This window comes from Lysobacter sp. P5_C4, assembly GCF_054049695.1.
Genome location: NZ_JBFULX010000007.1, coordinates 22454 through 48704 on the forward strand (window position 1 = coordinate 22454; position 26251 = coordinate 48704).

22 protein-coding genes are annotated in these 26251 nt (G+C 67.2%); 5 read left to right on the plus strand and 17 right to left on the minus strand.

Annotated elements, in window-relative coordinates; all coding sequences use genetic code 11:
- Positions 1–154 precede the first annotated feature (154 nt).
- Both secA and ACXJJ8_RS14735 read left to right on the plus strand, forming a co-directional pair.
- Positions 155–2893: a preprotein translocase subunit SecA gene (secA, locus tag ACXJJ8_RS14730; RefSeq protein WP_499031552.1), complete on the plus strand. Its 2739-nt coding sequence runs from the start codon at positions 155–157 to the stop codon at positions 2891–2893.
- A gap of 1 nt (position 2894) precedes the next feature.
- Complete coding sequence (locus ACXJJ8_RS14735) at positions 2895–3839, plus strand: Nudix family hydrolase (protein ID WP_499031555.1); 945 nt, start codon at positions 2895–2897, stop codon at positions 3837–3839.
- On the opposite strand, the gene coaE is transcribed toward ACXJJ8_RS14735, so the two are convergent.
- Genes coaE through pilB form a run of 4 tightly spaced genes read right to left on the minus strand, consistent with a single transcriptional unit; the run spans position 3829 to position 8348 of the window.
- Complete coding sequence (coaE, locus tag ACXJJ8_RS14740; protein WP_499031558.1) at positions 3829–4458, minus strand: dephospho-CoA kinase; 630 nt, start codon at positions 4456–4458, stop codon at positions 3829–3831. The genes ACXJJ8_RS14735 and coaE overlap by 11 nt on opposite strands.
- Positions 4459–4462: 4 nt before the next feature.
- On the minus strand, positions 4463–5326 hold the full coding sequence (locus ACXJJ8_RS14745) for a prepilin peptidase (RefSeq protein WP_499031561.1): 864 nt from the start codon (positions 5324–5326) through the stop codon (positions 4463–4465).
- 5 nt (positions 5327–5331) lie between these two features.
- Positions 5332–6597, minus strand: coding sequence for a type II secretion system F family protein (locus ACXJJ8_RS14750; RefSeq protein ID WP_499031563.1), 1266 nt, complete (start codon positions 6595–6597; stop codon positions 5332–5334).
- A gap of 26 nt (positions 6598–6623) precedes the next feature.
- Entirely contained in the window at positions 6624–8348 is a 1725-nt protein-coding gene (pilB, locus tag ACXJJ8_RS14755; RefSeq protein ID WP_499031565.1) for a type IV-A pilus assembly ATPase PilB, read from the minus strand.
- Positions 8349–8466: 118 nt separating this feature from the next.
- On the opposite strand from pilB, the gene ACXJJ8_RS14760 reads away from it, so the two are divergent.
- The 3 genes from ACXJJ8_RS14760 to ACXJJ8_RS14770 are packed head-to-tail and all read left to right on the plus strand — an operon-like array spanning position 8467 to position 11253.
- Entirely contained in the window at positions 8467–9318 is an 852-nt protein-coding gene (locus ACXJJ8_RS14760; protein WP_499031568.1) for a glycosyltransferase family 2 protein, read from the plus strand.
- Positions 9311–10531 carry a glycosyltransferase gene (locus tag ACXJJ8_RS14765; RefSeq protein ID WP_499031572.1) on the plus strand — a complete coding sequence of 407 codons (1221 nt, stop codon included), beginning with the start codon at positions 9311–9313 and terminating at the stop codon, positions 10529–10531. The genes ACXJJ8_RS14760 and ACXJJ8_RS14765 overlap by 8 nt, the downstream gene beginning before the upstream one ends.
- The gene (locus tag ACXJJ8_RS14770) at positions 10528–11253 is read left to right on the plus strand and encodes a class I SAM-dependent methyltransferase (RefSeq protein ID WP_499031574.1); all 726 of its coding nucleotides are present in this window, start codon (positions 10528–10530) and stop codon (positions 11251–11253) included. Before ACXJJ8_RS14765 ends, ACXJJ8_RS14770 begins: the two co-directional genes overlap by 4 nt.
- Here ACXJJ8_RS14770 and ACXJJ8_RS14775 read toward each other — a convergent pair.
- From ACXJJ8_RS14775 to ACXJJ8_RS14835, 13 genes are read right to left on the minus strand one after another with little or no spacing between them, the layout of a single operon-like run.
- On the minus strand, positions 11243–12340 hold the full coding sequence (locus ACXJJ8_RS14775; RefSeq protein WP_499031576.1) for a glycosyltransferase family 4 protein: 1098 nt from the start codon (positions 12338–12340) through the stop codon (positions 11243–11245). The genes ACXJJ8_RS14770 and ACXJJ8_RS14775 overlap by 11 nt on opposite strands.
- Positions 12341–12347: 7 nt before the next feature.
- Entirely contained in the window at positions 12348–13436 is a 1089-nt protein-coding gene (gene glf / locus ACXJJ8_RS14780) for a UDP-galactopyranose mutase (RefSeq protein ID WP_499031578.1), read from the minus strand.
- The gene (locus ACXJJ8_RS14785) at positions 13429–14361 is read right to left on the minus strand and encodes a glycosyltransferase family 52 (RefSeq protein WP_499031581.1); all 933 of its coding nucleotides are present in this window, start codon (positions 14359–14361) and stop codon (positions 13429–13431) included. Before ACXJJ8_RS14785 ends, glf begins: the two co-directional genes overlap by 8 nt.
- Positions 14358–15029: an acylneuraminate cytidylyltransferase family protein gene (locus tag ACXJJ8_RS14790; RefSeq protein WP_499031584.1), complete on the minus strand. Its 672-nt coding sequence runs from the start codon at positions 15027–15029 to the stop codon at positions 14358–14360. The genes ACXJJ8_RS14785 and ACXJJ8_RS14790 overlap by 4 nt, the downstream gene beginning before the upstream one ends.
- Positions 15022–16077 (minus strand): nucleotidyltransferase family protein, encoded by a 1056-nt coding sequence (locus ACXJJ8_RS14795; RefSeq protein WP_499031586.1) that lies wholly within the window; start codon positions 16075–16077, stop codon positions 15022–15024. Before ACXJJ8_RS14795 ends, ACXJJ8_RS14790 begins: the two co-directional genes overlap by 8 nt.
- Positions 16074–17258: a UDP-N-acetylglucosamine 2-epimerase gene (neuC, locus tag ACXJJ8_RS14800; protein WP_499031589.1), complete on the minus strand. Its 1185-nt coding sequence runs from the start codon at positions 17256–17258 to the stop codon at positions 16074–16076. Before neuC ends, ACXJJ8_RS14795 begins: the two co-directional genes overlap by 4 nt.
- On the minus strand, positions 17255–18250 hold the full coding sequence (gene neuB, locus ACXJJ8_RS14805; RefSeq protein WP_499031591.1) for an N-acetylneuraminate synthase: 996 nt from the start codon (positions 18248–18250) through the stop codon (positions 17255–17257). The genes neuC and neuB overlap by 4 nt, the downstream gene beginning before the upstream one ends.
- Entirely contained in the window at positions 18247–18882 is a 636-nt protein-coding gene (locus ACXJJ8_RS14810) for a PglD-related sugar-binding protein (RefSeq protein ID WP_499031593.1), read from the minus strand. The genes neuB and ACXJJ8_RS14810 overlap by 4 nt, the downstream gene beginning before the upstream one ends.
- Entirely contained in the window at positions 18882–20054 is a 1173-nt protein-coding gene (locus tag ACXJJ8_RS14815) for a LegC family aminotransferase (protein ID WP_499031595.1), read from the minus strand. Before ACXJJ8_RS14815 ends, ACXJJ8_RS14810 begins: the two co-directional genes overlap by 1 nt.
- Positions 20051–21028 carry an NAD-dependent 4,6-dehydratase LegB gene (locus ACXJJ8_RS14820; protein WP_499031597.1) on the minus strand — a complete coding sequence of 326 codons (978 nt, stop codon included), beginning with the start codon at positions 21026–21028 and terminating at the stop codon, positions 20051–20053. The genes ACXJJ8_RS14815 and ACXJJ8_RS14820 overlap by 4 nt, the downstream gene beginning before the upstream one ends.
- Positions 21025–22323 (minus strand): lipopolysaccharide biosynthesis protein, encoded by a 1299-nt coding sequence (locus tag ACXJJ8_RS14825; protein ID WP_499031600.1) that lies wholly within the window; start codon positions 22321–22323, stop codon positions 21025–21027. Before ACXJJ8_RS14825 ends, ACXJJ8_RS14820 begins: the two co-directional genes overlap by 4 nt.
- Positions 22320–24227 carry a tetratricopeptide repeat protein gene (locus ACXJJ8_RS14830; RefSeq protein WP_499031603.1) on the minus strand — a complete coding sequence of 636 codons (1908 nt, stop codon included), beginning with the start codon at positions 24225–24227 and terminating at the stop codon, positions 22320–22322. Before ACXJJ8_RS14830 ends, ACXJJ8_RS14825 begins: the two co-directional genes overlap by 4 nt.
- Before the next feature lie 5 nt (positions 24228–24232).
- A complete protein-coding gene (locus ACXJJ8_RS14835; protein WP_499031606.1) occupies positions 24233–26227 on the minus strand; it encodes a tetratricopeptide repeat protein in 1995 nt (664 codons plus the stop codon).
- Between the last annotated feature and the right edge of the window lie 24 nt (positions 26228–26251).

The window sequence follows — 26251 nt, forward strand, 5'->3', positions numbered from 1 at the left end:
ACGCTGCGCCCGGTCACATGCGGGCTTGATAGGCGCAGCGTCGGACCCCAGCTACAATGCCGCGTTGCCGTACAAAGGGCGCCCCGCGCCCTTTTTTGTTGCCGGACGCCTCCCCTGCGAGGCCCGGCCCACTTCCCGGAATTGGTGTCCCACGATGCTCAACAGCTTGCTCACCCGCGTTTTCGGCAGCCGTAACGAACGCCTGCTCGGCCAGCTCGGGGGCATCGTCAAAAAGATCAACGCGCTCGAACCGCAGATGCAGGCGTTGTCCGATACCGAGCTCCAGGCGAAGACGCCGGAGTTCAAGGAACGCATCGCGAAGGGCGAATCGCTCGACAAGGTGTTGCCCGAAGCCTTCGCCGTCTGCCGCGAAGCCTCGCGCCGCGTGATGGGCATGCGCCATTACGACGTGCAGCTGATCGGCGGCATGGTGTTGCACCTGGGCAAGATCGCGGAAATGCGCACGGGCGAAGGCAAGACGCTCGTCGCCACGCTGCCGACCTACCTCAACGCGCTCGAAGGCAAGGGCGTGCACGTGGTGACGGTCAACGACTACCTCGCGCGCCGCGACTCGGCGTGGATGGGCAAGTTGTACAACTGGCTCGGCCTTACCGTCGGCGTGGTGTATCCGGGCATGCCGCACTCGGACAAGCACGGTGCGTACGGCGCCGACATCACCTACGGCACCAACAACGAGTTCGGCTTCGACTACCTGCGCGACAACATGGCGCTGGCGAAGGAAGACCGTTACCAGCGCGGCCTGCATTACGCGATCGTCGACGAAGTCGACTCGATCCTGATCGACGAAGCGCGCACCCCGCTGATCATCTCCGGCCCCGCCGACGAATCGCAGGATCTCTACGCCGTCGTCGACGCCATCGTCCCCGCACTGACGCGCCAGAAGGAAGAGGAAGGCGAAGGCGATTACTTCGTCGACGAGAAGGGCAAGCAGGTCCACCTGTCCGAAGCGGGCATGGAACACGTCGAAGACCTGCTGCGCCAGGCCGGCGTGCTGAAGGGCGACGACGACGCGCTGTACGGCGCGCAGAACATCCACGTCGTGCACCATCTCAATGCCGCGCTGCGCGCGCATGCGATCTACCAGCGCGACGTCGACTACATCGTGCGCGATGGGGAAGTGATCATCGTCGACGAATTCACCGGCCGCACGCTGCCGGGCCGCCGCTGGTCCGACGGCCTGCACCAGGCGGTGGAAGCGAAGGAACGCGTGCAGGTGCAGCGCGAGAACCAGACGCTCGCCTCGATCACCTTCCAGAACCTGTTCCGCATGTACGGCAAGCTTTCGGGCATGACCGGCACGGCGGATACCGAAGCCTACGAATTCCAGAACATCTACGGCCTGGAAGTCATCGTCATTCCCACGCACCGCCCGATGGTCCGCAAGGACCTGTCCGACCTGGTGTTCCTCAATCGCCCCGGCAAGTACCGCGCGGTGGTCAAGGAAATCCAGGAGTGCCACGCGAAGGGCCAGCCGGTCCTGGTCGGCACGACCTCGATCGAAGTGTCCGAACTGTTGTCCGAGCAGTTGCAGGAAGCCGGCGTCGTCCACGAGGTGCTCAACGCCAAGCAACACGAACGCGAGGCGCACATCGTCGCCAACGCCGGTCGCCCCGGTGCGGTGACCATCGCGACCAACATGGCCGGCCGCGGTACCGACATCGTGCTCGGCGGTTCGCTGGAAGCCGAACTCACCGCGCTGGGCGAAGACGCGCCGGAAGCCGACAAGGCCCGCGTGCGCGAAGCCTGGCAGCAGCGCCATGACGCGGTGAAGGCCGCCGGCGGCCTGCATATCGTGGGCACCGAACGCCACGAATCGCGCCGCATCGACAACCAGCTGCGCGGTCGTTCGGGCCGCCAGGGCGACCCGGGTTCCTCGCGCTTCTACCTCTCGCTCGAAGACAACCTGATGCGCATCTTCGCGGCCGACTGGGTGCAGCGCGTCATGGCGCGCATGGGCCTGAAGGAAGACGACATCATCGAAAGCCCGCTGGTGACCAAGCAGATCGCCAACGCCCAGCGCAAGGTCGAGGCCCACAACTTCGACATCCGCAAGAACCTGCTCGACTTCGACGACGTCAACAACGACCAGCGCAAGGTCATCTACCAGCAGCGCGATGAGTTGCTCGATGCGCAGAGCGTCGAAGAAAACGTGGCCGGCATCCGCGAGGACGTCGTCGCCGAGCTGGTCGCGCGCTTCGTGCCGATCAACTCCATCGACGAACAGTGGGACCTGCAGGGCCTGGACGCGGAACTGGCGAACGAGTTCAACGCAGAGCCCATCGGCCAGGTGATCGCCGAGCGCAAGGAAATCGACGCCGAAGGCATCGCGGCCGAAGTGCAACAGCACGTGGCCCGGATGTTCGCCGACAAGGAATCGCAGATCGGCCCGGAAAACATGCGCATGCTGGAAAAGCACATCATGCTCAACGTGCTCGACCAGAACTGGAAGGAACACCTGGGCCGCATGGATTACCTGCGCCAGGGCATCCACCTGCGCGGCTACGCGCAGAAGCAGCCGAAGCAGGAATACAAGAAGGAAGCGTTCGAGCTGTTCGGCGAGATGCTCGAGAAGGTGAAGCGCGAAGTGGTCTCGCTGCTCGCCCGCGTGCGCATCCGCGACGAGGCGGAGATCGCGCAGGCCGAAGCCGCCGAACGCGCGCGCGCCGAGGCGATGGCCCGCCAGATGCAGTTCCAGCACCCCGACATGGGCGGGTTGGGCGCCGACGAGGAAGCCGCGCAGCAACTGGCGCAGGGCGGGATGCCCACGCTCGAGATGCTGCCGCCCGGCCGCAGCGAACGCGTCGGCCGCAACGATCCCTGCCCCTGCGGCAGCGGCAAGAAGTACAAGCACTGCCACGGCCAGCTCGCCTGACATGCACGCGCCGGTCGAGGTCGTCGCGGGCGTCATCCGCGACAAGGCCGGCCGCATCCTGCTCGCCCGCCGCACCGAAGGCCGCGATCTCGCCGGCCTGTGGGAATTCCCCGGCGGCAAACGCGAACCCGGCGAGTCGCCCGAAGCGGCGCTCGCCCGCGAACTCCACGAAGAACTCGGCATCGACATCACCTGCGGCCCGCCGGTGATCGCAGTGCCGCAGCGCTATCCGCACAAGCGTTTGCGCCTGGACGTGCGCGCTGTCGCCAGCTGGCGCGGCACGGTGAAAGGCCATGAAGGGCAGGCGCTCGTGTGGGCGCCGCCGCATACGCTCAATGCGTACGCGATGCCGCCGGGGGACATTCCTGTCGTCGCCGCGTTGTTGCAACCCGATCGCTATCTGGTGACGCCCGCGCCGGATGCATCGGATGCCGCCTGGCTCGAATCGCTCGAAGCCGCACTCGCCGCGGGCATTCGTCGTGTGCAATTGCGCGCGCCGCATTGCCCGCCTGCGCGCTGGGCATCACTGGTCGACGCCGCCGTCGATGCGTGTCGCCGGCACGGCGCCGACGTGCTGGTGAACGGCGACATCGCGCTCGCGCAGGCGATGGACGTCGGCGTGCACCTGCGTTCGTCGCAGTTGGCGACGCTCGATGCGCGGCCCTTGCCGAAGGACCGCCGCGTCGGTGCGTCGTGCCACACCCTCGAGGACCTGCGGCGCGCCGAAGCGATTGGTTGCGACTTCGCGGTGCTGGGCCCGATCGCGGCAACGCCGACGCATCCGGAGGGCGCGCCGCTCGGTTGGACGGGGTTCGCCGCGTTGCGTGAAGAAGTCGCGCTTCCGATCTATGCGATCGGCGGGATGCGTGTCGAAGACATCGCGACTGCACGCACGCATGGCGCGCAGGGGATCGCCGCGATCCGGGGCCTGTGGGTCAGCGGCTGAGCGGACACAGCGCCCGATAGCGCGCATCCAACGCAGCGACATGCGCATCGAGTTCCTCGATCGCCCCGTCGTTCACCACCACGTCGTCCGCGATCGCCAGGCGCGCCTGCCGGCTCGCCTGCGCCGCCAGCATCCGTTGCGCCAGCACCGCATCGATGCCATCGCGTCGCATGACGCGTTCGACCTGGATGTCGCGATGCACGTCGACCACCAGGATGCGCGCGAGCCACGGATACACCCCCCGCCCGCCGCTTTCGGCGAGCAGCGGGATCGCGACGATGCAGTAGGGCCCGGGCGCGCGCCGTGCATCGTCGTGCAGCATCACGCGGATGCGGGGATGCAGGATGGCTTCCAGGCGCCGGCGCGCGGCGTCGTCGCCGAACACGTGGTGACGCAACGCAGCGCGATCCAACTGTCCATCCGCCTGCAGCACATCCCCACCGAAGGTCTGCGCGATCTCGGCCAACGCCGGCTGCCCCGGCGCGACGACTTCGCGCGCGGCGACATCCGCGTCGATGACGGCAACGCCGCGTTCGGCGAACGCCGCGGCCACTGCACTCTTGCCCGAAGCCACCCCGCCGGTCAGGCCGATCGCGAACAACGGGCCGGCCGCGGCCATCGCCTTACTTCAGGCCGAAGAGGGACAGGTAGGCATCGACCATGCGATCGCTCCAGAAGAACGCGATCCACCCGGCGATCGCCAGATACGGGCCGAACGGAATCGGCGTCGCGCGATCGCGGCCCTTCATGGCGAGCCAGGCCGAACCGATGATGGCCCCGACGACCGAGGAGAGCAGGATCGTCGGCAGGATGCCCTTGAGGCCCACCCAGGCGCCGATGGCCGCGAGCAACTTGAAGTCGCCGTGGCCCATGCCTTCCTTGCCGGTGAGCTGTTTGAACACCCAGTACACCGACCAGAGCGAGAAGTAACCGGCCATCACGCCCAGCAACGCGGCCTTCTGCCCGATGTAGAGGTTCTCGACGCTCGCGATCAACCCGAGCCACAACAGCGGCAGCGTGAGCTGGTCGGGCAGCAGGCGCGTGCGCAGGTCGATGCCCGCCAGCGACAGGAGGAAACAGGAGAACAGCACCGCCCCGAACCCGCGCCACCCGAAGCCGAACTGCCATACACACGCGAGCACGAGCAGCATCGTCAGTGCTTCGACGAAAGGGTATTGCACCGAAACGGGCGCGTGGCAATGGCGGCACTTGCCGCCCTGGATCAGCCAACTGACGAGCGGGATGTTCTCGTACCAGCTGAGGCGATGCTTGCAGTGCGGGCAGTGCGAGGGCTCCACGACGATGCCGGGCGGCGGCGGATCGTATTCCTCCGGCTCGCCGAGCACTTCGCGGCTGTCGCGCCGCCACTGCCATTCCAGCCGGCGCGGCAGGCGCAGGATGACGACGTTGAGGAAGCTGCCGAGCGCGAGCCCGAATGCGGCCGCGGCGGGAAAGCCGAGGCCGGGGTTCTGGTCAAGGAACGCCATTCAGGTCAGACGACCGAGGCGAGCTTGAAGATCGGCAGGTACATGGCGACCACCATGGAGCCCACGATCACGCCGAGCATGACGACGATGATGGGTTCGAGCAGCGAGGCCAGCGCGTCGACCGCGTTGTTGACCTCCATCTCGTAGAACTCGGCCACCTTGTACAACATCGTGTCGAGCGCGCCGGCTTCTTCGCCGATCGCGGTCATCTGCACCACCATGTGCGGGAACAGGTTGGTCTGCTTCATCGCCAGGTTGACCTGGTAACCGACGGCGACGTCGTCGCGGACCCGCAGCACCGCCTGTTCGTACACCGTGTTGCCGGTGGCGCCGGCGACGGTGTCCAGCGCTTCCACCAGCGGCACGCCGGCGGCGAAGGTCACCGCCAGGGTGCGTGCGAATCGCGCCAGCGCCGCCTCGTGCATGATCTTGCCGATGATCGGCAACTTGAGGATCAGGCGGTCGAGGAAGTGTGCGAAGGCCGTCGAACGTTTCTTCATCATGATGAAGCCGACGATGGCGCCGGCGATCACGCCGAAGATCGCCCACCACCACTTGACCATGAACTCCGACAGGTTGATCACCAGCATGGTGAAGGCCGGCAGCTCGGCGCCGAAGTTGGCGAAGACTTCCTTGAACTGCGGCACCACGAACACCAGCAGGATCGCGCTGACCAGCAACGCCACCGCGACGACCATCGCCGGGTAGAACATCGCCTTCTTGATCTTGCCCTTCAGCGCTTCGATGTTTTCCTTGTACGTGGCGACCGTGTCGAGCACGGTGTCGAGCACGCCCGCCGATTCGCCCGCCTTGACCAGGTTGCGATAGAGCTCGTCGAACTGCACCGGGTGCTTGCTGAGCGACTCCGACAGCGACGAACCGCTTTCGATGTCGGTCCGGATGTTGTTGACCAGGTCGCGCATCTTGGGGTTCTTCTGCCCGCCCGAGATGATTTCCATCGAGGTCACGATCGGCACGCCCGACTTGAGCATGGTCGCGATCTGGCGCGAGAACACCGCGATGTCCTTCGGCGTGATGCGCTTGCCGCTGCCGCCGAAGAGCGGCTTGGTCTTCACCTTCACCACCGTCGGGGTGATGCCCTGCTTGCGCAACTCGGCGCGCACCAGGTTGGCGTTGCGCGCGGCCGACTCGCCCTTCATCTTCACGCCGCGCTTGTCGTTGCCTTCCCACACGAAGATGGGCATGGCCTCCGCGCGCCGCACGGCGGGTTGCTTGGCGGCGGTACGTGCTGCGTTCTTGGTCACGGCCATGCGGCGTTCCCCCAATCCCTGTCTCGTTAGTCTTTCGTCACGCGGTTGATTTCCGCGAGGCTGGTCACGCCCTTGCGCACTTTCATCAGGGCGGATTGACGCAAATCCCGCACGTTGGAACGTTGCGCGGCTTCACCGATCTGCATGACGTTGCCGCCCGACAGGATGATTTCCTGGATCTCTTCGGTCATCGGCATGACCTGGTAGATGCCGGTACGCCCCTTGTAGCCCTCGGTGCAGTCCTGGCAGCCGACCGCCTCGTACATCTTGAAGCCGGCATGGATCTCGTCGGCGGTGAAGCCTTCGGCCAGCAGCGCGTGGTCGGGCAGGTGCACTTCGCGCTTGCAGTCGTGCAGCCGGCGCGCCAGGCGCTGGGCGATGACGAGCGTCACCGACGAGGTGATGTTGTAGGGCGCCACGCCCATGTTCATCAGGCGCGCGATGGTCTGCGGCGCATCGTTGGTATGCAGCGTGGAGAGCACCATGTGGCCGGTCTGCGCGGCCTTGATGCCGATCTCGGCGGTCTCCAGGTCGCGGATCTCGCCGACCATGATCACGTCCGGGTCCTGGCGCAGGAACGAGCGCAGCGCCGCGGCGAAGGTCATGCCGCGCTTGACGTTCATCTGCACCTGGTTGATGCCGGGCACGCGGATTTCGACCGGGTCCTCGACGGTGGAGATGTTGCGCGTCTCGTCGTTGAGGATGTTGAGCGCGGTGTACAGTGACACGGTCTTGCCCGAGCCGGTGGGGCCGGTGACGAGCACCATGCCGTAGGGCTTGAGCACCGCGTTGACGAAGAGCTCCTTCTGGTCTTCCTCGTAACCCAGCTTGTCGATGCCCAGCTTGGCGGCGCCGCCGTCGAGAATACGCAGCACCACCTTCTCGCCGAACAGGGAGGGCAGGGTGCTCACGCGGAAGTCGATCTGCTTGGACTTCGACAGGTTGAGCTTGATGCGGCCGTCCTGCGGGACGCGCTTTTCGGCGATGTCCAGCTGCGACATGACCTTCAGGCGCGCGGCGATGCGCGAGTGCAGCTTCACCGGCACCTTGGCGACCTGCTTGAGCAGGCCGTCGATGCGCAGGCGCACGCGGTATTCGGTTTCGTAGGGTTCGAAGTGGATGTCCGACGCGCCGCGGCGGATCGCGTCCACCAGCACCTTGTTGATGAACTTCACGACCGGCGTGTCGTCGCCCTTGGCGTCGACGCCCGAATCGTTCGAGAGGTCTTCGTCGCCGCCGGTGGTCTCGAGGTTGTCCAGGCCCTCGCTGTCGCCCATCTCGCTGGCCAGGGCGTCGGCGTTCTCGAGCCAGTGGTCGATCGTGCGACGGATCTTGTCGTCGTCGACGAGGATGGGCTCGACCGCCAGGTTGGTGTGGAACTTGATCTCGTCCAGCGCGTGGCTGTTGGTGGGATCGGACAGGCCCACGAACAGGCGGCCGCCACGCTTGAACAGCGGCAACACGCCATGCTTGCGGACGAGTTCCTCGCTCACCAGCTTGATCGCCGACTGGTTGGGGTCCAGCGCGCTCACGTCGAAGATGGGCATGCCGAATTCGGCCGAGTTGGCCGCGGCCAGCTGGCCGGAGGTGACCATCTTCTTTTCGGCCATGAACAAGGCGAGCGGCTTACGCTCGCGGGTGGCCTGGTCCATCGCCTCGCGGGCGCGGGCCTCGTCCAGAACGCCGTCCATCACCAGTCGCCGGGCAATGCCCGTGATGCCCACCAGGTTGGCGGTCGCAACGGTCGCCATGTTCTTTCCCCCAATACGTGTGCCGAAGATACCGCAAACCCCACGTCACACAACGGATGCCCGTCGCTATTCCGGTCGTTGACGGACTTGTTAACCTGTACAGGTCAGTGGAGTGGCCATGCGCATCTCGATCATCCTTCCGGCCAAGAACGAAGCCAACGGGCTTCGGCAGACCCTGCCCGGGCTCAAGGCCGCCTATCCGGAGGCCGAAGTCATCGTCGTGGACGACGGTTCGACCGACGATACAGCGGCCGTGGCCATCGAAAACGGCGTGCGGGTCCTGTCCTCGCCCTATTCGATGGGCAACGGCGCGGCGATCAAGCGCGGGGCCCGCGCGGCCTCGGGCGAGATCCTCGTCTTCATGGATGCCGACGGCCAGCACAACGCCGGGGACATCGCCAAGCTGCTCGAGCGCCTGGAGGCCGGCTACGACATGGCCGTGGGCGCGCGCAACGCCGGCGGCCAGGCCAACGTCGGCCGGGGTGCGGCCAACGCGCTGTACAACCGGCTGGCGAGCTGGATGACCGGCCACCGCATCGCCGACCTCACCTCGGGCTTCCGCGCGGTGCGCGCCGAGCGCTTCCGCGAGTTCCTGCACCTGTTGCCCAACGGCTTCAGCTACCCGACCACCAGCACGATGGCCTTCTTCCGCAGCGCCTACCCGGTGGCCTACGTGCCGATCGACGTCGCGCGCCGCATCGGCCGCTCGCACATCCGGCCGCTGCGCGATGGCGCGCGCTTCCTGATCATCATCTTCCGCATCGCCACGCTGTATTCGCCGCTCAAGCTCTTCGCGCCCACGGCGCTGGGCTTCGCCGTGCTCGGCGCGCTGTATTACGCGTGGAGCTTCGCGAAGTACGGCCGTTTCACCAACATGAGCGCGCTGCTGATCAGCGCCTCGGTGGTGGTGTTCCTGATCGGCCTGGTGTCGGAGCAGATCACGGCGCTGACCTATCGCCGCGATGACTGATCCGCGCCGCACCTCCGCCCGGCCCACCGTCCTCGTCCTTGCGTCCACCTACCCGCGGTGGGCGGGCGACGTCGAACCCGGGTTCGTGCACGAGCTGTGCAAACGATTGACGGCGCGCTTCAACGTGATCGCCCTGGTGCCGCATGCCGAAGGCGCGGAATCGGGCGACATCGATGGCGTGGAAGTCGTGCGTTACCGCTACGCGCCTGCGCAATTGGAAACGCTGGTCTACGGCGGCGGCATCGCCGCGAACCTGCGGCGTTCGAAGTGGAAACACTTGCTGCTGCCCACGTTCGTCGGCATGCAGTGGCTCGCGGTGAAGCGCTTGTTGCGCACGCGGCGCATCGATGCGGTCCATGCGCACTGGCTGATCCCGCAGGGGTGGGTCGCCAGCAAGGCCACGCGCGCCGTGCCCTTCCTGGTGACCTCGCATGGCGGCGATCTGTTCGGCCTGCGCGGCAAGTTCCTCGAGTCGATGAAGCGCGACGTCGCGAAGGCGAGCGCCGCGATGACCGTGGTCAGTTCGGCGATGGCCAACGAAGCGCGCCGCATCGGCCTGGCGCCGCCCCGCCTGGACATCCTGCCGATGGGCGTGGACCTGCGCGAACGCTTCGTGCCCGACGCCAACGTGCCGCGCGAATCCGACGTCCTGCTCGCCGTCGGCCGCCTCGTTCCGAAGAAGGGCTTCAATTTCCTGCTCGATGCACTGCCCGCGATCGTGCGCGCGCGCCCGAACGTGCGCCTGGACATCGCCGGCTTCGGCCCAGAGGAAGCCGCGTTGCGCGCACAGGCCGAGCGCCTGGGCGTCACCCACCACGTGCGTTTCCTCGGCGCGATGCCGCAGGGCAAGTTGCCCGCGTTGTATCGGGCTTCGACGCTGCTCGTCGCGCCATTCGTGCGCGACGCCGCGGGCGACCAGGAAGGCTTGCCCGTCGTGCTGATGGAAGCCATCGGCTGCGGCTGTCCGGTCGTCGTCGGTGATGTCGCGGGCGTCGACGACCTGCTCGGCGAAATGAAGTCGGAAGTCTGCGTGGACCCGCGCGACACCGGACAACTCGCGAACGCCGTCATCACCGCGCTTGCCGATCCGGCCGCGCTCGCGCACCGTGCGCAGGCCATCCGCGCGCTCGCCGCCTCGCGCGTGGACTGGGAACACATCGCGGCCGCCTACGGCCACCTCATCGCGCATTGCATCGACGGACGCCGCGCGTGAACACCGCCGTGCGCCAACCGCACATCGCGCCGGACCTCGCTTCGCGCAAGCCGAAGGCGGAAAAGATCCTGCGCCTGCTCGACCTGCAGCCACGCGCTACGCCGTATCGCGTCCTGGAAGTCGGCACCGGCAGCGGCGGCATCGCGCATTTCCTGGGCACGCATCCGCAGATCCGTTGCGATGTCACGTCGGTCGATGTCGTCGACCTGCGCATGGTGTCCGACGGTTTCGCATGGCAGCAGGTCGAAGGGACGGCGTTGCCATTCGCCGACGCTGCGTTCGACGTGGTCATCACCAACCACGTGATCGAACACGTCGGCGAACACGCGCAACAGCTGCACCACCTGTGCGAATGCCGGCGCGTCCTCGCACCCGGCGGGCGCGGGTATCTCGCGGTCCCCAATCGCTGGGGCGTGGTCGAACCGCACTTCCACCTGCCGTTCCTCAGCTGGCTGCCGCGTGCGTGGCGCAGCCCCTACGTGCGCAGGATGAGAAAGGGCGATGTCTACGATTGCGAGCTGCTTACACTGCCCGGCATCGAAGCGCTGTTCGCCGAATCGGGATTGCAGGCGCGCAACGTGGGTGTCGAAGCCCTGCGCGCGACGCTGTCCATCGAAGGCACGCGCGGCGTGTTGCGCAAGTGCGTGGCCGCGGTTCCCGATGGCGTGTGGCGCGCGCTGTCGCCGTGGATCCCGACGCTGATCTACCGCTTCAACCGCTGACCAGGCGCCGCATCCTAGGTTCGATGGCGGCGATCACCTCGCTCCAGTCGCGGATCGGCACGGCGGCCTTGCGCGGATTGCACAGCTGCGTTTCGAGCTTGTCTGCAAGGTCTTCCGCGTTGCCGGCCTGGTAGAGGAATTCGGGCGTGTCGGCGAACAGGTGGTGCATCGCACCGACATCGCCCACGACCACCGGCAGGTCGCACGCAAGCATTTCGTAAGCCTTCTGCGGGAAGCAGTAACGCCCGAACTCGGTGTCGAGGATGCAGATCGCTCCGACGTCGAGCGCGCCGAAGACCTGCGCGACACGTTCGTGCGGCAACGGCCCCAGCGAATGCACGCGGTCGCCCGTCGGCGGCGGGAAGCCGTGCGGCCCTGCGAGCACGAGGTGCAGGTTCGGCATGCGCTTTTCGAGGACCGCCCATGCGGCATACAAGGCTTCGATGCCCTTCTCGCGATTGAGGCCGCCCGCCGTGCCGACCAGCAACGCATCCTGCGGCAGGCCCAACGCCGCGCGGCATGCGGCGCGATCGCGCGGATGGAACACCGCGCGGTCGATGGTGCTCGGCATCGCGATGACCTCGCCCTTCGCGCGATAGTCGTCGACGACCAGCGCGCGCAAGGGCTCGCTGGTCGTCAGCACGAGATCGGCCTTGCGCGTCGCCCGGCGCAACAAGGAAACGAAGCCCGGGATCTTCGCCTGGCCGAAGCCTTCGAAGTTGTCGTACAGGTCGACCACCAGCGGCACGCGCAACTTTCCCTTCAGCCATGCGCCGAGGGCGACATGCGGAATGTCGGTACCGGCGATGATCAGGTCGGGTTTGAATTCGCGCAGTGCGTGCAGCAAGCGCCACGGATACGTCGGCAGCCCCGGCATCGCCGGTTCCGAATGCCACCGCAACGTGCCTGGTGCGGCATCGTGCGTCCACGTGCCTTCTTCGCGCTCCTTGCGATAGCTCAGGCACCAGGCTTCGACCTGGTGGCCGTGTGCGGCGAGTTTCGCGGGGATTTCGTACACGCGCGCGTAGCGGTCCAGGACCACGTCCTTGCTCATGTAGCGGCGCTTGCAAAGGTACGCGATGCGCATCGTCGGATCAGTCCAGCAGGCGGCGGACCGCGGCGAGCGCCGCGCCGACCACCTGGTCCATGTTGTAGTAGCGGTATTGCGCAAGGCGGCCCACGAAGGTGACGTCGCGTTCGTCCGCGCCCATCGCCTCGTAACGCTTGAACAACAGTTCGTTTTCGGTGCGCGGGATCGGGTAGTACGGGTCGCCGTCGGCCTGCGGATACTCGCGCACGATCGACGTGCCCGCGTGCTGCTGGCCCGTCAGGTGCTTGAACTCGGTGATGCGCGTATAGGCGTGGTCGTTCGGATAGTTGACCGTGCCGACCGATTGATACTGCGCGACGTCCGGCAGATGCTCGTGCGCGAAGCGCAGCGAACGATACGGCAGCCGGCCGTGGCAATGATGGAAATAGGCGTCGATCGGGCCGGTGTACACCGTGTGCGCGAATCCGCCGCGCCGGCGCACGTCCTCGAAGTCGACGTCGAGCTCGACGCGGATGTTCGGATGATCGAGGATCGCCTCGAACATCTTCGCGTACCCGAACTTCGGCATCGCCTGGAAGGTATCGGTGAAATACCGATCGTCGGTGTTGGTGCGCACCGGGATGCGCGCGGCGACGCCGGCCTTCAATTCGGACGGGTCCAGGCCCCACTGCTTGCGCGTGTAGTGCAGGAAGAATTTCTCGTACAGGTCGCGGCCGACGCTGTTGAGCACGACGTCTTCGCTGGTGCGCACCGGTTCGCGCGGCTCGCGCACGCGTTCGAAGAAGGCCTCCGCGCCGGCTTCGTCGAGCTCCAGTCCGTACAACGCGTTGAGCGTGTCGCGATTGATCGGGAAGGGATACTCGCGCCCGTCGACGACACCACGCACGCGGTGTTCGTAGGCGCGCCATTGCGTGAACCGCGACAACCACTCCGAGATGCGCTCGGCGTTGGTGTGGAAGATGTGCGGCCCGTAGCGATGCACGAGGACGCCGTGCGCGTCGAGCTCGTCGAATGCATTGCCCGCGATGTGCGGCCGCTTGTCGATGACGCGCACGCGCTTGCCGGCATCGGCGAGTTCGCGGGCGACGACGCTGCCGGCGTAGCCGGCGCCGACGATGAGGGTTTCAGACATGGTGGATCGAACAGCCGGCGCGTTGCATCAAACGGATCCTTTCTGCCTCGGTGGGCCCATCGCCGACCGAGAGATAAACCTTGTCGGCCTGCCCGGCGGGCACGTTGAGCAGCACCGAAGTGAACCAACCGAACAGCCTGGGCCGCGCATCGCCCGCCAGCACGAAGATCTGTTCTTCGGCGACATCCTGCGAACGCTCCACCCGGGCGTGCGTCGCGAGCGGCGCGGTTTCCCGGGGGTGCGCAAGATAATAATCGACGGGGTTGGCCGCCAGCCACGCGCGCAGCTTCTCCACACCCGAGGCGTCCAGCGTTCCAGCGGTCTGCGCCTCTTCGTACGGCTGCCCGAGGAAGAAGGTGGCCTGGCCCTGCTGCTTGCGCGCCTGGCCTGTTTCGAACAGCGCAAGCGGTCGAATCCGGCCCGCCTCGACGATGTTGTCGAAGCCGGGATAGACCGTGCGATGGACACCGATGCGGGCGCGCAACGCGTCGATCGTCGGAATGCCCAGCACGACGCCCACGCGCCGCTCGGCGGGCGAAGCGGCGCGGTGCAACTGGCTCGACGTGAACACGTTCGCGGCGCCATCGTCGAAGGTGACGATGCGCGCGCGCGGATGGCGGCCGACGAGGTCGCGGAAGAGCAGGCTGTCGATGTTAGCCAGGAAAATCGTGTCGTACGCGGCGGCGCGGAAGCGCCGCAGGCGCACACGGCGCAACGCGTGGCGCAGCAGTGCCGTCGGCGCGCGGACATCCGCCGCGTACACCGCATGGCGTGCATGCGCGGCGAGCTTCGCGAAATAGTGGCGATGCGCGGGCACGTCCGTGCGCGCGGAATAGACGAGGTCGTAATCGGCGACGCCTTCGGCCTGCAGCACACTGGCTGCGACCAAGGCCTGGAACGGCGTCGAAACGAGGACGAGGTTCAAACCGAACGACTCCCGGCCTGCAGGAGCGCTTCGCACAGCAGGAAGTCCTGGAGCGTGTCGACGTCGACCGAGCGATCCCGTGGCATGCGGTACGCCAGCGTGCCCGGCGGCGTGAAGCGCGCATCGGCGCGGAAGCCCGCGACCGCCAGCGCATAGATCGCCCCGTTGAACGTGTACGCGAGCGCCGGGAACGACGCATCGATCGGCTCGACGACGCCGTCGTCGCCCACGCCCACGCACCACGCCAGTGGATGGGGCGTTTCGCACACGGAGACGACGGGCCGCATCGCGCTGCGATGCAAGGCGAGCGCGCCCTCGATGTCTTCGACGGCGCGCAACGGCGATGTGGGTTGGAGCAGGCAGAAGCTGGCGTGACCGGTGCCCGTGTCGAGGGCATGCGCGACGACATCGGCCGACGTCGCGGTGCTCGTCGCGAGCGCTTCGGGACGACGCATCACATGGTGCGCGCCCATTTCGCGCGCAAGCGCAAGCACGGCGTCGGAGTCGGAGGTGACCAGGACCGCATCGATCGACGCACTCGCGAGCGCCGCTTCGATCGTCCACGCGATCATCGGCTTGCCGCCGAGCAGGCGCAGGTTCTTGCCGGGCAAACGCACGCTGCCCGCGCGCGCGGGAATGATCGCGAGCGTGCCGGTGCCGTCACTCACCGAACAACGCTCCCACGTCCTGCTGCGCCTTCTCGAACTCGGCCATGCGCCCGACGTCGAGCCAGTACTCGCGCAGCGGGAACGCCGTCACGCCGCCGCCTTCGGCGATCTCGCGCGAGATCAGCTCCGGCATGTCGAGGCGCTGGCCCGCGGGAACGCGACGAACGAGTGCAGGCGAGAGCACGTAGATGCCGGCATTGATGAACCAGGCGTGCGCCGGCTTCTCTTCGATCGAACGCACCACGTGATCGTCGCTGACGACGACGCCGTAAGGCACGCGATGCTCGTAGCGCGAGACGCACAAGGTCGCGGCACCGGCGTGCGATGCGTGGAATTCGAGGAGCTCGCCGTAGTCGAGCGTCGTCAGCAGATCGCCGTTCAACATCAGCAGCGGCGCATCGATCTCCGCATGCGGCAGCAAGCCCAGCGCACCCGCGGTGCCCAACGGTGTCTCTTCCTGCACGTACTGGATCTGCACGCCCCACTGGCTGCCGTCGCCGAAATGCGCGCGGATCATCTCCGGCATGTAATGCAGCGAGATGTAAAAGCGATGGAAGCCCTGGCCGATCAGGCTGTCGAGGATGTGCTCGAGCAGCGGCTTCTTGCCGACCTTCAGCAAGGGCTTGGGCACGTGCTGCGTCATCGGATGCAAACGTGTGCCGAAGCCGCCGGCCATCAGGAACACCGGATTGTCGCGACGCGGCGGCTGCAGCAGGCCGTCGAGTGTTTCCAGGCCAACGAGCACGCCGGCGTCGTCGACGATCGGCAGGTGCAGCAGTTGGCTGCGCTCCATCAGCGACAGGCAATCGGCGCGCGGCGTGCCCGGCTCGGCGACGGTCGGGGTTTCGCACATGATCTGCGACACCGCGCCATCGAGCGACAAGCGGCGCAGCAAACCGCGGCGCACGTCGCCGTCGGTGATCGTACCGAGCAAGCGTCGATCGCCGTCGACGACCAGCGCGATGCGCAGCGCGCCCTTGTCCAGCACGCGCACGGCCGACTCGATGGTGTCGTCGGGTGCGACGAGGACCTGTTGCCAATCCTTCATCGCTTGTCTCCATGCACGGGCGCGCAGTCGAGGTCGCGGAACCGCTTGCGCGCCAGGCCCTCCAGCGGATGCGTCGCGAGCACGCGCACGATGCGTTCGGCGGCGCCACCGTCGCCGTAGGGATTGCGCGTGTCTTGCAGGCTTGCGCGGAACGCCGGGTCGTAGACCGTGCGCAGAGCGCCCTCGATGGCGTCGCGTGTGGGCTCGCAATGCACCACGCTGCTCGCGCGCGGTCGCCCGGCCTGGCGGTCGCCGATGTCGATGGTCGCCACGCCCAGGCTCGGCGCTTCGGCGACGCCGCTCGACGAATTTCCGACCACCGCGTCGACCTGGCGGGCGCAGGACAGGTAACGCAACTGCCCGAGCGACGCGACGGCACGGGCATTCGAATGCGCGGCGACGAAGGGGGCGATGCGATCGGCGATCGCGCGATTGCCGGCATCGGCGTTCGGCAGCGTGAAGATCAGGCGCGTGTCCTGCAGCGGCGCGAGTGCATCGAGCAATGCATCGAGTTGCGAAAGCGACGCCTCGGCCTCGAGCGTCACCGGATGGAAGGTCACCAACAGATTGCGATCCAGCAGCGGGAAGCCGAGGCTCGCTTCGAGATCCGCGCGCGACAGCAGCGGCAGGCGCTTGATCGCATCGGCGCCAAGGCCACCGACGAGGAACACGCGATCCGGCGCTTCGCCCAGTTGCAGCACGCGCGCGTGCGCATCGTCGGTCGCGACGCAATGCAGGTGCGAGAGCTTCGTCACCGCATGGCGGATCGCGTCGTCGACCGCGCCCTCGGTTACTTCGCCCCCGTGCAGGTGCATCACGGGAATGCAGGCGACCAGCGCGGCGGACGCGGCTGCGAGGATCTCGTAGCGATCGCCGAGCAGCACGATCACGTCGGGGGACAGCCGCGCGAATGCATCCGCCATGCCCGCGGTGGCGTTTGCCATCGCGTGCGCGATGTCGACGGGCGTGTCGTCGCCCAGCGCGAGATCGACGAGCGCATCGGGCGTGTAGCCGGCATCGATGATCTCGCGCAGCGTGCGGCCGTGCGCATCGGACAAATGCGTGCCGGAGGCGACGAGCTGCAAGGTCAGCGACGGATCGCGCGCGACGCCCTGGATCACGCCGAGCAGCAGGCCGAAGTCGGCGCGCGTACCGGTGACGATGCAGATCCTGCGGTTCAAAGCTCGATCAACTCATCCGGTGCGAAATCGCGCGGTGCCGCGCGGCCGATGACGTCGTCCCAGTGCATCGGCGAAATCCCGGTCCCCGGCCGCTTCGCGGTGAGGTTGTCGGCGCTGAAGCGTTCGCCGGCCTGGATCGCGCGGCTGGCCACGAGCGACTTGCGCGCGATCGCGCGATTCTCGAATTCACTGGCGGTGGGGCGTTTCACGCCGTCGCCGAGCGCGCGCTCGACGTTGCGTATCGCACGCACCATGGCTTCGAATTCGGCGGGCTCCAGGCTCGCTCGATGGTCGGGGCCCGGCAGGCCGCGGTCGAGCGTGAAGTGCTTTTCGATCACCGTGGCGCCGAGCGCGACGGCGGCGATCGGCATTTCGATGCCGATGGTGTGGTCCGAGTAGCCGACCTCGAGGCCGAAGGCGGCCTTCAGCGAGGCCATGGCGCGAAGGTTCACGTCGTCCGCCGGCGTCGGGTAGGCGGTGTTGCAGTGAAGCAGCGTCACCCGTGCACGCGGCGTTCCGGCCTGTTCGATGACGTCGAGCGCCGCGTCGATCTCGCCCAGGGTCGACATGCCTGTCGACAGCAGGATGGGGTGGCCGCTCCGGGCCATCCGCTGCATCAACGGCAAGTTGGTGATCTCGCCGGAAGGAATCTTGACCAGGGTCAGGCCGAGGTCTTCGAGCAGCGCGAAGCTGTCGACATCGAATGCCGTGGAGAAGAACCCGATGCCGTGCGCGCGACATTCGTCGATGAGCGCTTCATGGTCGCTGCGCGAGAGCTCGAGCTTGCGCACCATCTCGTACTGGCTTTCGCCGCTGCCGTCTTCCTGGTAGCGGGCCTTCGGCGCGGAGGCGGCGATGCTGCGGCCAGCGACGAAGGTCTGGAACTTGACCAGGTCGGCACCTGCAGCCGCCGCCGCGGCCACGAGCTTTCGCGCCAGTGCGAGGTCGCCGTTATGGTTCACGCCGGCCTCGGCGATGATCAGCGTCCTCATCGGATCTTCCTCGCCGGAACGCCCACGTACGTGGCGCCGGCTTCGCAGTTCGCGACGACCACGGCCCCGGAGCCGATCACGGTATCGGCACCGATGCGCAGCGGCTCGGCAGGCGTGCCCTGGTTGATGGCAGCGCCCGTGCCGATCCAGCAGCGGGCCCCCAGGTGCACATTGCCGGAGATGCAGGCGCCGGGTGCCACGTTGACGAAGTCATCGATCGCCACATCGTGGCCGACCGTCGCATTCAAGTTGAAGATCGTGAAATCGCCGACGGCGATGTTGTTCGTCATCCGAACGCCGGCGCACACGATGACACCCGTGCCGGCCTCGACGACTTCGCGTTGGCGGTGACCGAAGGTGGCGGACGGATGGATCAGGCTTCCGAACGCGACCATGCCGGTGAGTTCGGAAGCGAGCCGTTGCCGGACCTTGTTGTCGCCGATGCCGATGGCGCACGTGAGATGACCAAAACGCTGCACTTCGCTTTGCAGGATGACCTCGTCCGGCGCGGTCCATGCATTGCGCTCGTCGGCGTCGCGCGCGATATAGATCGGACGCAATCCGAGCGCGTGGGCAATGTCGCCCGTTTCACGCGCGAATCCCGACGTACCGAAGATACCGAAGTCCGTCATCAGGCCGCCTCCGCCTCCCCCACCGTCACGCTGCTGGGGAGGTTCACGATGCGGGATTCCAGGAACTCGGCGTTCGACACGTCGCCGCGCACGCAGTTGGCGTACATCGGCATGTGGTGCATCAGCGTCCACACCGGGCGCGTGCCCACGCCGCGGTCGTTGGTCTGCTTCAGCAGCGCATCGCGCGCGTCGCGGTCTTCGCAGATCACGGCGTTGAGCCAATAGTTCGAACGACGATCCGCGGCCTCGACGAAGAACTGCCATTCGCTGCCCGCCAGCAGTTCGGCGTAGCCCGCGGCGAGCGCGCGCTTGGCGGCGATGAAGCCTTCGAGTTGTTCCAGCTGCGCGCAACCGAGCGCGGCGTTAATGTTCGGCATGCGGTAGTTGTAGCCGAGCTCGTCGTGCACGAACTCGAAGGCATGCGGGCGCTTGGCCGTCGTCGTCAGGTGCTTGGCGTGCGCAGCCAGGTCGGGGTCGCGGCACAGGATCATGCCGCCGCCGCCGGTGGTGAGCACCTTGTTGCCGTTGAAGCTCAGCGTGCCGATCGGGCCGAACGTGCCGGTGTGCCGTTGCTTGTAGAAGCTGCCCATCGATTCGGCCGCGTCTTCGACGAGCGTGATCTTCCAGCGTTCGCAGACCGCGATCAGCGCATCGACGTCGCAGGGATGGCCGAAGGTATGCATCGGCAGGCACGCGCGGATCGCATCGTCGCCATCGCGCATGCGGCACGTGCCCGTGTCGTCGACGAACGCATTCGCGTCGAGCCATTCGGACAAGGCCTGGGGCGACATGCCGAGCGTGCGGCGGTCGACGTCGACGAACACCGGCTGCGCGTCGCAATACGCGATCGCGTTGACGGTGCCGATGAAGGTGAGCGGCTGCGTGATCACGCGATCGCCGCGTTGCACGCCGGCGAGCAGCAGCGCGATGTGCAGCGCGGCGGTGCCGTTGACCGTCGCGATGGCGCCCGTGCTGCCGGTGTAGGCGCCGATCTCGCGTTCGAAGCGGCCCACGTATTGGCCGACGCTCGAAACGAAGGTCGAATCGATGCAATCGACGACGTATTCGCGCTCGCGCCCACCGAAGGTCGGGCCGTGCAGCGGGATGGCGTCGTGCGTGCCGTATTCGTGCTGCACGAAGTCGATGAGGCGCTGGAGCGATCCGCCGTTCACAGGTTGTAGATTCCCGTCTTGTAGCGCGCGAGGTTGGCCGGCTGCACGAACCAGTCGATCGTCGCCTGCAGGCCGTCGCGCAGGCTCCATGCCGGCGCCCAGCCCGTGAGCGCGGCGATCTTGGTGTTGTCGCACCACAGGCGGAAGACTTCGGAGTTGGCCGGGCGCAGGCGTTCGGCTTCGCTCACGAATTCGACGTCGCTGTTCATCAGTTCGCGCACGAGCGCCAGCGTGTCGGCAATCGAGATCTCGCGGTTGGAACCGATGTTGACCGTTTCGCCGATCGTTCGGTCGCTGTTCGCCAGCGCGATCAAGCCGTCGCACGTATCGGCGACGTAATTGAAATCGCGCGTCGGCGACACATCGCCTAGGCGGATGACGCGCTCGCCAGCGGCGATCTGGCCGATGATCGTGGGGATCACCGCGCGCGCGGATTGGCGCGGGCCGAAGGTGTTGAACGGACGCGCGATCGTCAACGGCAGTTCGAACGCGTTGTGGAAGCTCATCGCGAGCGCATCGGCCGCGATCTTCGACGCGCTGTAGGGCGATTGCGGTTGCAGCGGATGCGCTTCGTCGATCGGCACGTATTGCGCGGTGCCGTAGACCTCGCTGGTGGAAGTGGCCACCACGCGCGAGACGCCCTTGTCCATCGCCGCCTGGCAGATGTTGAGCGTGCCGGTGATGTTGGTGTCGACGTAGCTGGCGGGCGCGACGTACGAATACGGGATCGCGATCAGCGCGGCGAGGTGGTAGACCGTGTCCACGCCCTCGACGATGCGCCGGCAGAAATGCGGGTCGCGGATGTCGCCGGTGACCACGTCGATGGCGTCGCGGCACGGCACGTCGTCCAGCCAGCCCCAGCTGTTGAACGAGTTGTATTGCGCGAGCGCCCGTACGTCGTGGCCGAGGCCGACGAGGCGTTCGGTGAGGTGCGAACCGATGAATCCGTCCGCCCCGGTAACCAGGATCTTCATTCCGCGCTCCCCGGGGCGCTTCCGACTTTGCGCGCATTGAACCACGGCATCGGGTGCGATTTCTGCGCCACGACCCACGTCAGGAGGAATCGGACCCCCATGGCGGTGGCGAAGGACCACGCGGCGCCCTGCAAGCCGTGGCGCGGCACCAGCACGAGCAGCAACGTGATGTGCAGGGCGCCGGCCGCCACGGTGGCCATCGAGAGCAGGCCGGTGCGGCGGGCGAAGAACAGGTAATTGGTGACCAGCAGGTACATCCCCGCGAAGGCCTGCCCGAGCGCGAGCCAGCCCACCACGGCGCCCGCGCCTTCGAATGCATCGCCCGCCAGCCAGCGCGTGACGGGCGGGCCGACGAGGAACGCGAGCCCCGCCAGCGCCAGCGCACCCGCGAAACCCGCATACGTACCGCGCACGATGGTGCGCTTGTCGGCGGGGTCGTCTTCGGCGAGGCGGGCGAACAACCACGGCACGTAGGCGCGATTGATCGCGTCGAACACGATCGCCATCGCCATCGTGATCTGCACGGCGACCATGTAGATGCCCGCCTGCGCGAGGCCGAGGTCCTTGTTGATGACCAGGCGGTCGGCCGCGTTGAGGACGAACAGGCCCGCGACGTGCGGCACCAGCGGTATGCCGAAAGCGAGGGCTTCGCGAACGTCTTCGCGGCGCCAGCGCAGCGAGAGCAGGCGGTCCCTGCGCAGGAGCACCAGCGCGATCACCGCGCACGCGGGCACGACCAGGACCTGCGCGCCGATGCGACCGGCCGCCCCGAGCATGAATACGACGACGAACAGCAGCGAGAACACCATGTTCGCCAGCGTCTGCCCGACCTGCATCGCCCCGTATTGCTTCGCCTGTCCTGCGACCTGCCACTGGCCCAGGCGCAGGTTCACGATCACAAGGCCCGCGGACACGAGCACGGCGGCGAACACCCAGCGCGTTTCCAGGCCCAACCACTGCGCGAGCGGTTCGCGCACCATCACGATCAGCGCCAGCACCGCGAGCGTGGACAACACCACGATGTGCACGCAAGCGCCGAGGAAACCGGCCAGTGCTTCGTGCGAGACGTGTTTGTCGAACGCCTTGCGACTCGCCGCGCCGACCACGTTGAGGCCCACGACCGCCGCGAGCGCACCGAGCAGCGTCTGGAACATCGCGACCTGCCCGTAGGCCGTCGTGCCGAGCCAGCGCGTCAGGATCGGCAGCAGCAGGAACGGGATCGCGGCATTGCAGATGTTCGAGACCAGGTAGATCGCCGAACCGGACCACAACCCATGGCGGGGCGCTCGGATCATTGCGCGGGACCGCCGGGCGGAAGGCCGAGGCGACGTTCGAGGTCCTGGGCGGCCGCCTCGTTCTCGCCGAACTTGCCGAGTTCGCGCAGCGTCGCGATTTCCTTGAGCGCCGCTTCGCGCTTGCCCAGCGAAATCTGGACCTTGGCCAGGTTGATCCGGTACTGCGATTCGTTCGGCCGCATCGGGATCACGCCTTCGAACAATGCCAACGCCCGTTCGGAGTCATGCAGCACGTTGAGGGTGTAGTCGGCGTACATCGTCTGCATGTCGGCATTCGGGCGCGTGAGCGCGGCCTCGAACATCGCGACCATGTGCGGTTGCGAGAAGCTGCATTCCCCGTTGCGCGCGCAACGCATGATGCTGCCCACGGCGTTCACTTCCTGCGGGCCGATGGGGCCCTTGCGCAAGCGCTCGGTCAAATCGGTCCACCACGCGTCCTTCTGCGGCAGCTGCGCATGCGCGGCCAGCAGCAGCAGCGCGCTGTGCGGGAGGATGCCGCTCTTGGGCAGGGCGATCGCGCGTTCGAGTTCCTTGACGGCAGGTTCGACGTACGGCGAGTCGGGCTGGTACTTCGAAGCGATCACCAGCATGCGGCCGTAGCCGTAGGTCGAACGCGGCGACGCCGGGCGCTTGTTGGCTTCGCTCGCGGCGAAGCGCAGGGGATCGGACCATTCCCGCGCGCGCAGGTGCGTCGTGCCGCCGTACCCCAGCGTGAGCAGGATTGCGACGAGGGCGCCGATGCGCCGCATGTTCTCGCGCGGCAGGAGCAGCAACAGGTCGGCGATCGCCAGCAGCACGCCCATCGAGGCGAAGTAGTTGCGATGTTCGTACACCAGTTCCAGCGGCACGACGGTGGCCGTCAACGCCTGCGCGGCGAAGAACCACAGGATGCCGAGCGCCATGAGCGGCCGGCGCGCACGCAACCACCATGCGAACCCTGCAAGCGCGGCGAGCGCCAGCAGCGCATACAACGTCGAGGGTGGCGACATCCAGCCGCGCGAGACGATGTAATCGTCGTGGTAGAGCGTCAACTCACGCAGTGGCGGCGCCACCGTCCAGCGGAGGTAATCGACGAGGACGCGACCTTCGGTCAGCAGCCGCTCGGCGAGGCTGAAATCGCGGGTGATGAACGCGCGCGGCGAGGTCACCCGCGGAAACAGCCAGACCAGGCCGGCGATCATCGGCAGCCACAACACGGCCGCGAACAACTTGCGCACGTCGCCCTTCTGCGGCGAATTGCGCAGCGCCGGGATGCACGCTTCGGCGAGCCACGCGTAGAGCGGCAACAACACCGCCGACTCCTTGCACAGGATGCCCAGCGCGGTGCAGCCGAACAGGCCGGCCGCGATCCACCAGCGCCCGCTTTCGCCCACCAGTTGCCGCTGGCGCCCGACCAGGTACAGCCACAAGCCCGCGAACACGAACGTATGCGCCAGGCTTTCCATGCGCTGCACGACGTACAGCACGCCCATCGTGTTGATCGGATGCACCGCCCATGCGACGGCGACGAAGGCCGCGGCCCACGTGCGGCGCCGCGCGTCGACGCCGGGCGCGGCGAGCGCGAACAACAGTTGCACCAGGCCCAGCACCAGCAGCGCATTGATGCCGTGAATGACGACGTTGGTCGCCTTCATCGCGACCGAATCCATGCCCGCGAAATACGTGTTGACCGCGAAGCTGAGCATCGAGATCGGACGCTGCAGGCTGCCGGCATCCGAGGAGAACGCCGCCGCGCGCCACGCGGGCCCGTCCAGCGTGTCGAGCTTGAGCGTCGGGTTCTCCACGATGTTCGGGTAATCGTCGAACACGAAGCCGCCGAACAGGCCGGGCCAGTAAAGGGCGAGCACGAGGAGGGGCAGCGCGATCAGCACGAGCCACTTACGGTTGAAAGCGGGGAAACGCATGTGTGTCATCGGCATCGCTTGGCGCCGTGCTGGCGCAGGTCGTCTTCGAGGGTGGCGCGCATGCGCACGAGTGCGTTGGTCCAGTAGCGCTGCTTTTGCAGCACCGTTTCGTGAAGCATGGGCATGGCGCCATTCGGGCGGGCGAGGTGCGGCACGCTTCCCTGGCTTTCCAGCGCGGCGAAACGATCGAGGTGGTCGCGCGCCTGCGCGAAGCAACCGGCGGAGGCGAGCAGCGCGGCTTGTTGCAACGCGGCCTGCGGCGACGGCCAGGCGTCGAGGGCCTGGTCGAACTCGATGCGCGCGGCATCCGGTTGCCCGCGCGTGAGCGCGAGTTCACCGGCGATCGAATGCAGTTCCTGCTGGCGCGGCCGGGCGGCGTAATGCGGATTGTCGCGGGCGGCGGCGATCCATGCGTCCATTGCCTCGAGATTCATGCCGCGGCAGCCGTTGGACCGCGCCGTGTGGAGCGCATCGGTCAACCAGCGGTACATCAGCGCATTGCTTTCGGTGGTGTTGCGCAACGCGTACGCGACGGCAGCGACGTTGCGATGCGTGACGCCGCGCATCGCACAGCGCGCGTCGGCCAGGTTCACCGCCAACTGGAGGTCGGCCGGATCGCGTTCCGACAAAGGCTGCAGGCGGGCGACGGCAAGCTCGGGGTGGCCGCTGTCCTTCTCGAAGATCGCCGCCGTGGCCTGCGCGCGCGACGAGGCGGGATTCGTGCGCGCCCACACCTGCGCCATCTCCTCCTGTTGGGCCCAGAGGGACGCGCGTTGCCAGGTGATCGTCGCCAGCCCGCCGAAGAGCAGCACCACCAGCGCAATGCGCGCGCGATCCGGGATCGACCACGCCATCAGTGCGCGGCCGATCGGCCAGCCGAGCAGCAGGGCCGGCAGGTAGTTGCGATGCTCGTAGTACAACTCCAGCGCGAGCACGGTCGATTCGAGCAGGTGCCCGGCGAAGAAGAACAGCACGGCGCACGCCAGGACCGGCGTGCGGCGACGCAGCGCGAATGCGGCCGCGACAAGCCCGAGCACGAACAGCATCGCGAGCCACGTCGACGCGGGCGACGCAAACCCCGTCGATGCCACGTAGGCATCGTTGTACAGCCCGGTCGACAACACGCGCGGGACCGCGAGCAACTGCAGATAGTCGACCAGCACGCGGGGTTCGGTGAGCAGGCGCTGCGCCACGGTCCACGGGCGCGATGCGAGTTGCGCGTGCATCGCCGGCAGCTTCGACAGCAGCCACGCGAACAGCAGCACGCTCGGCACGATCAGCATCACGCCGCGCAGCGCGCGCAGGCGACGACCGGTTTGCGGCGGATCGTTTCGACGCAACACCACCGCGTCGACCACCCAGGCCAACACCGGCAGCAGCGCGCCGTTCGCCTTGCTGGCCACGGCGAGCACGGTGCATGCGCCGAAAGCGCCCACCATCCAGACCAACGCGATGCGCGGCGACGTCGCCAGGCGTGCGCGCCCGTGCACCCACGCCAGCAGCCCGAGCAGCGTGAACGTCGCGGGCAACATCGCTTCGCGCTGCACGATGTACAGCGTCGTCGACACGAACAACGGGTGCAGCACCCAGAGACCTGCGCCGATCAGCGCCGCGCCGTCGCGCGGGCGCCGGTCGTCGCCCAGGCGCGCGCCCAGCACGCGCAACAACACGAACAGCAGCGCGCCGTTCAACAAGTGCAGCATCAGGTTGGTGCGCAGGAAGGGCGCGGCATCCGCGGGCCAGTCGCGCGCATCGAGCAGGAAGGTCAGCAGCGAAAACGGCCGCCCCGTGGGATCGGCGACACCCGAGGTGATGTAGCGCCAGAAGGCAGGCGCATCATCGATCGGCCCGTACCTGCCGAGCGCCGGCAGGTTGACCAGGTCGTCGAACAGGAATCCGCCCGAAAGCCCCGGCCGATAGGCGAGGAAGGCAAGCAACAGCACGCCAGCGAAAGCCAGCGGGGCCAGGTGGTCCTGCGGTCGGAACGAACGAGGGGTCATGCGGCGCCTGCGGAACGCCGCTTT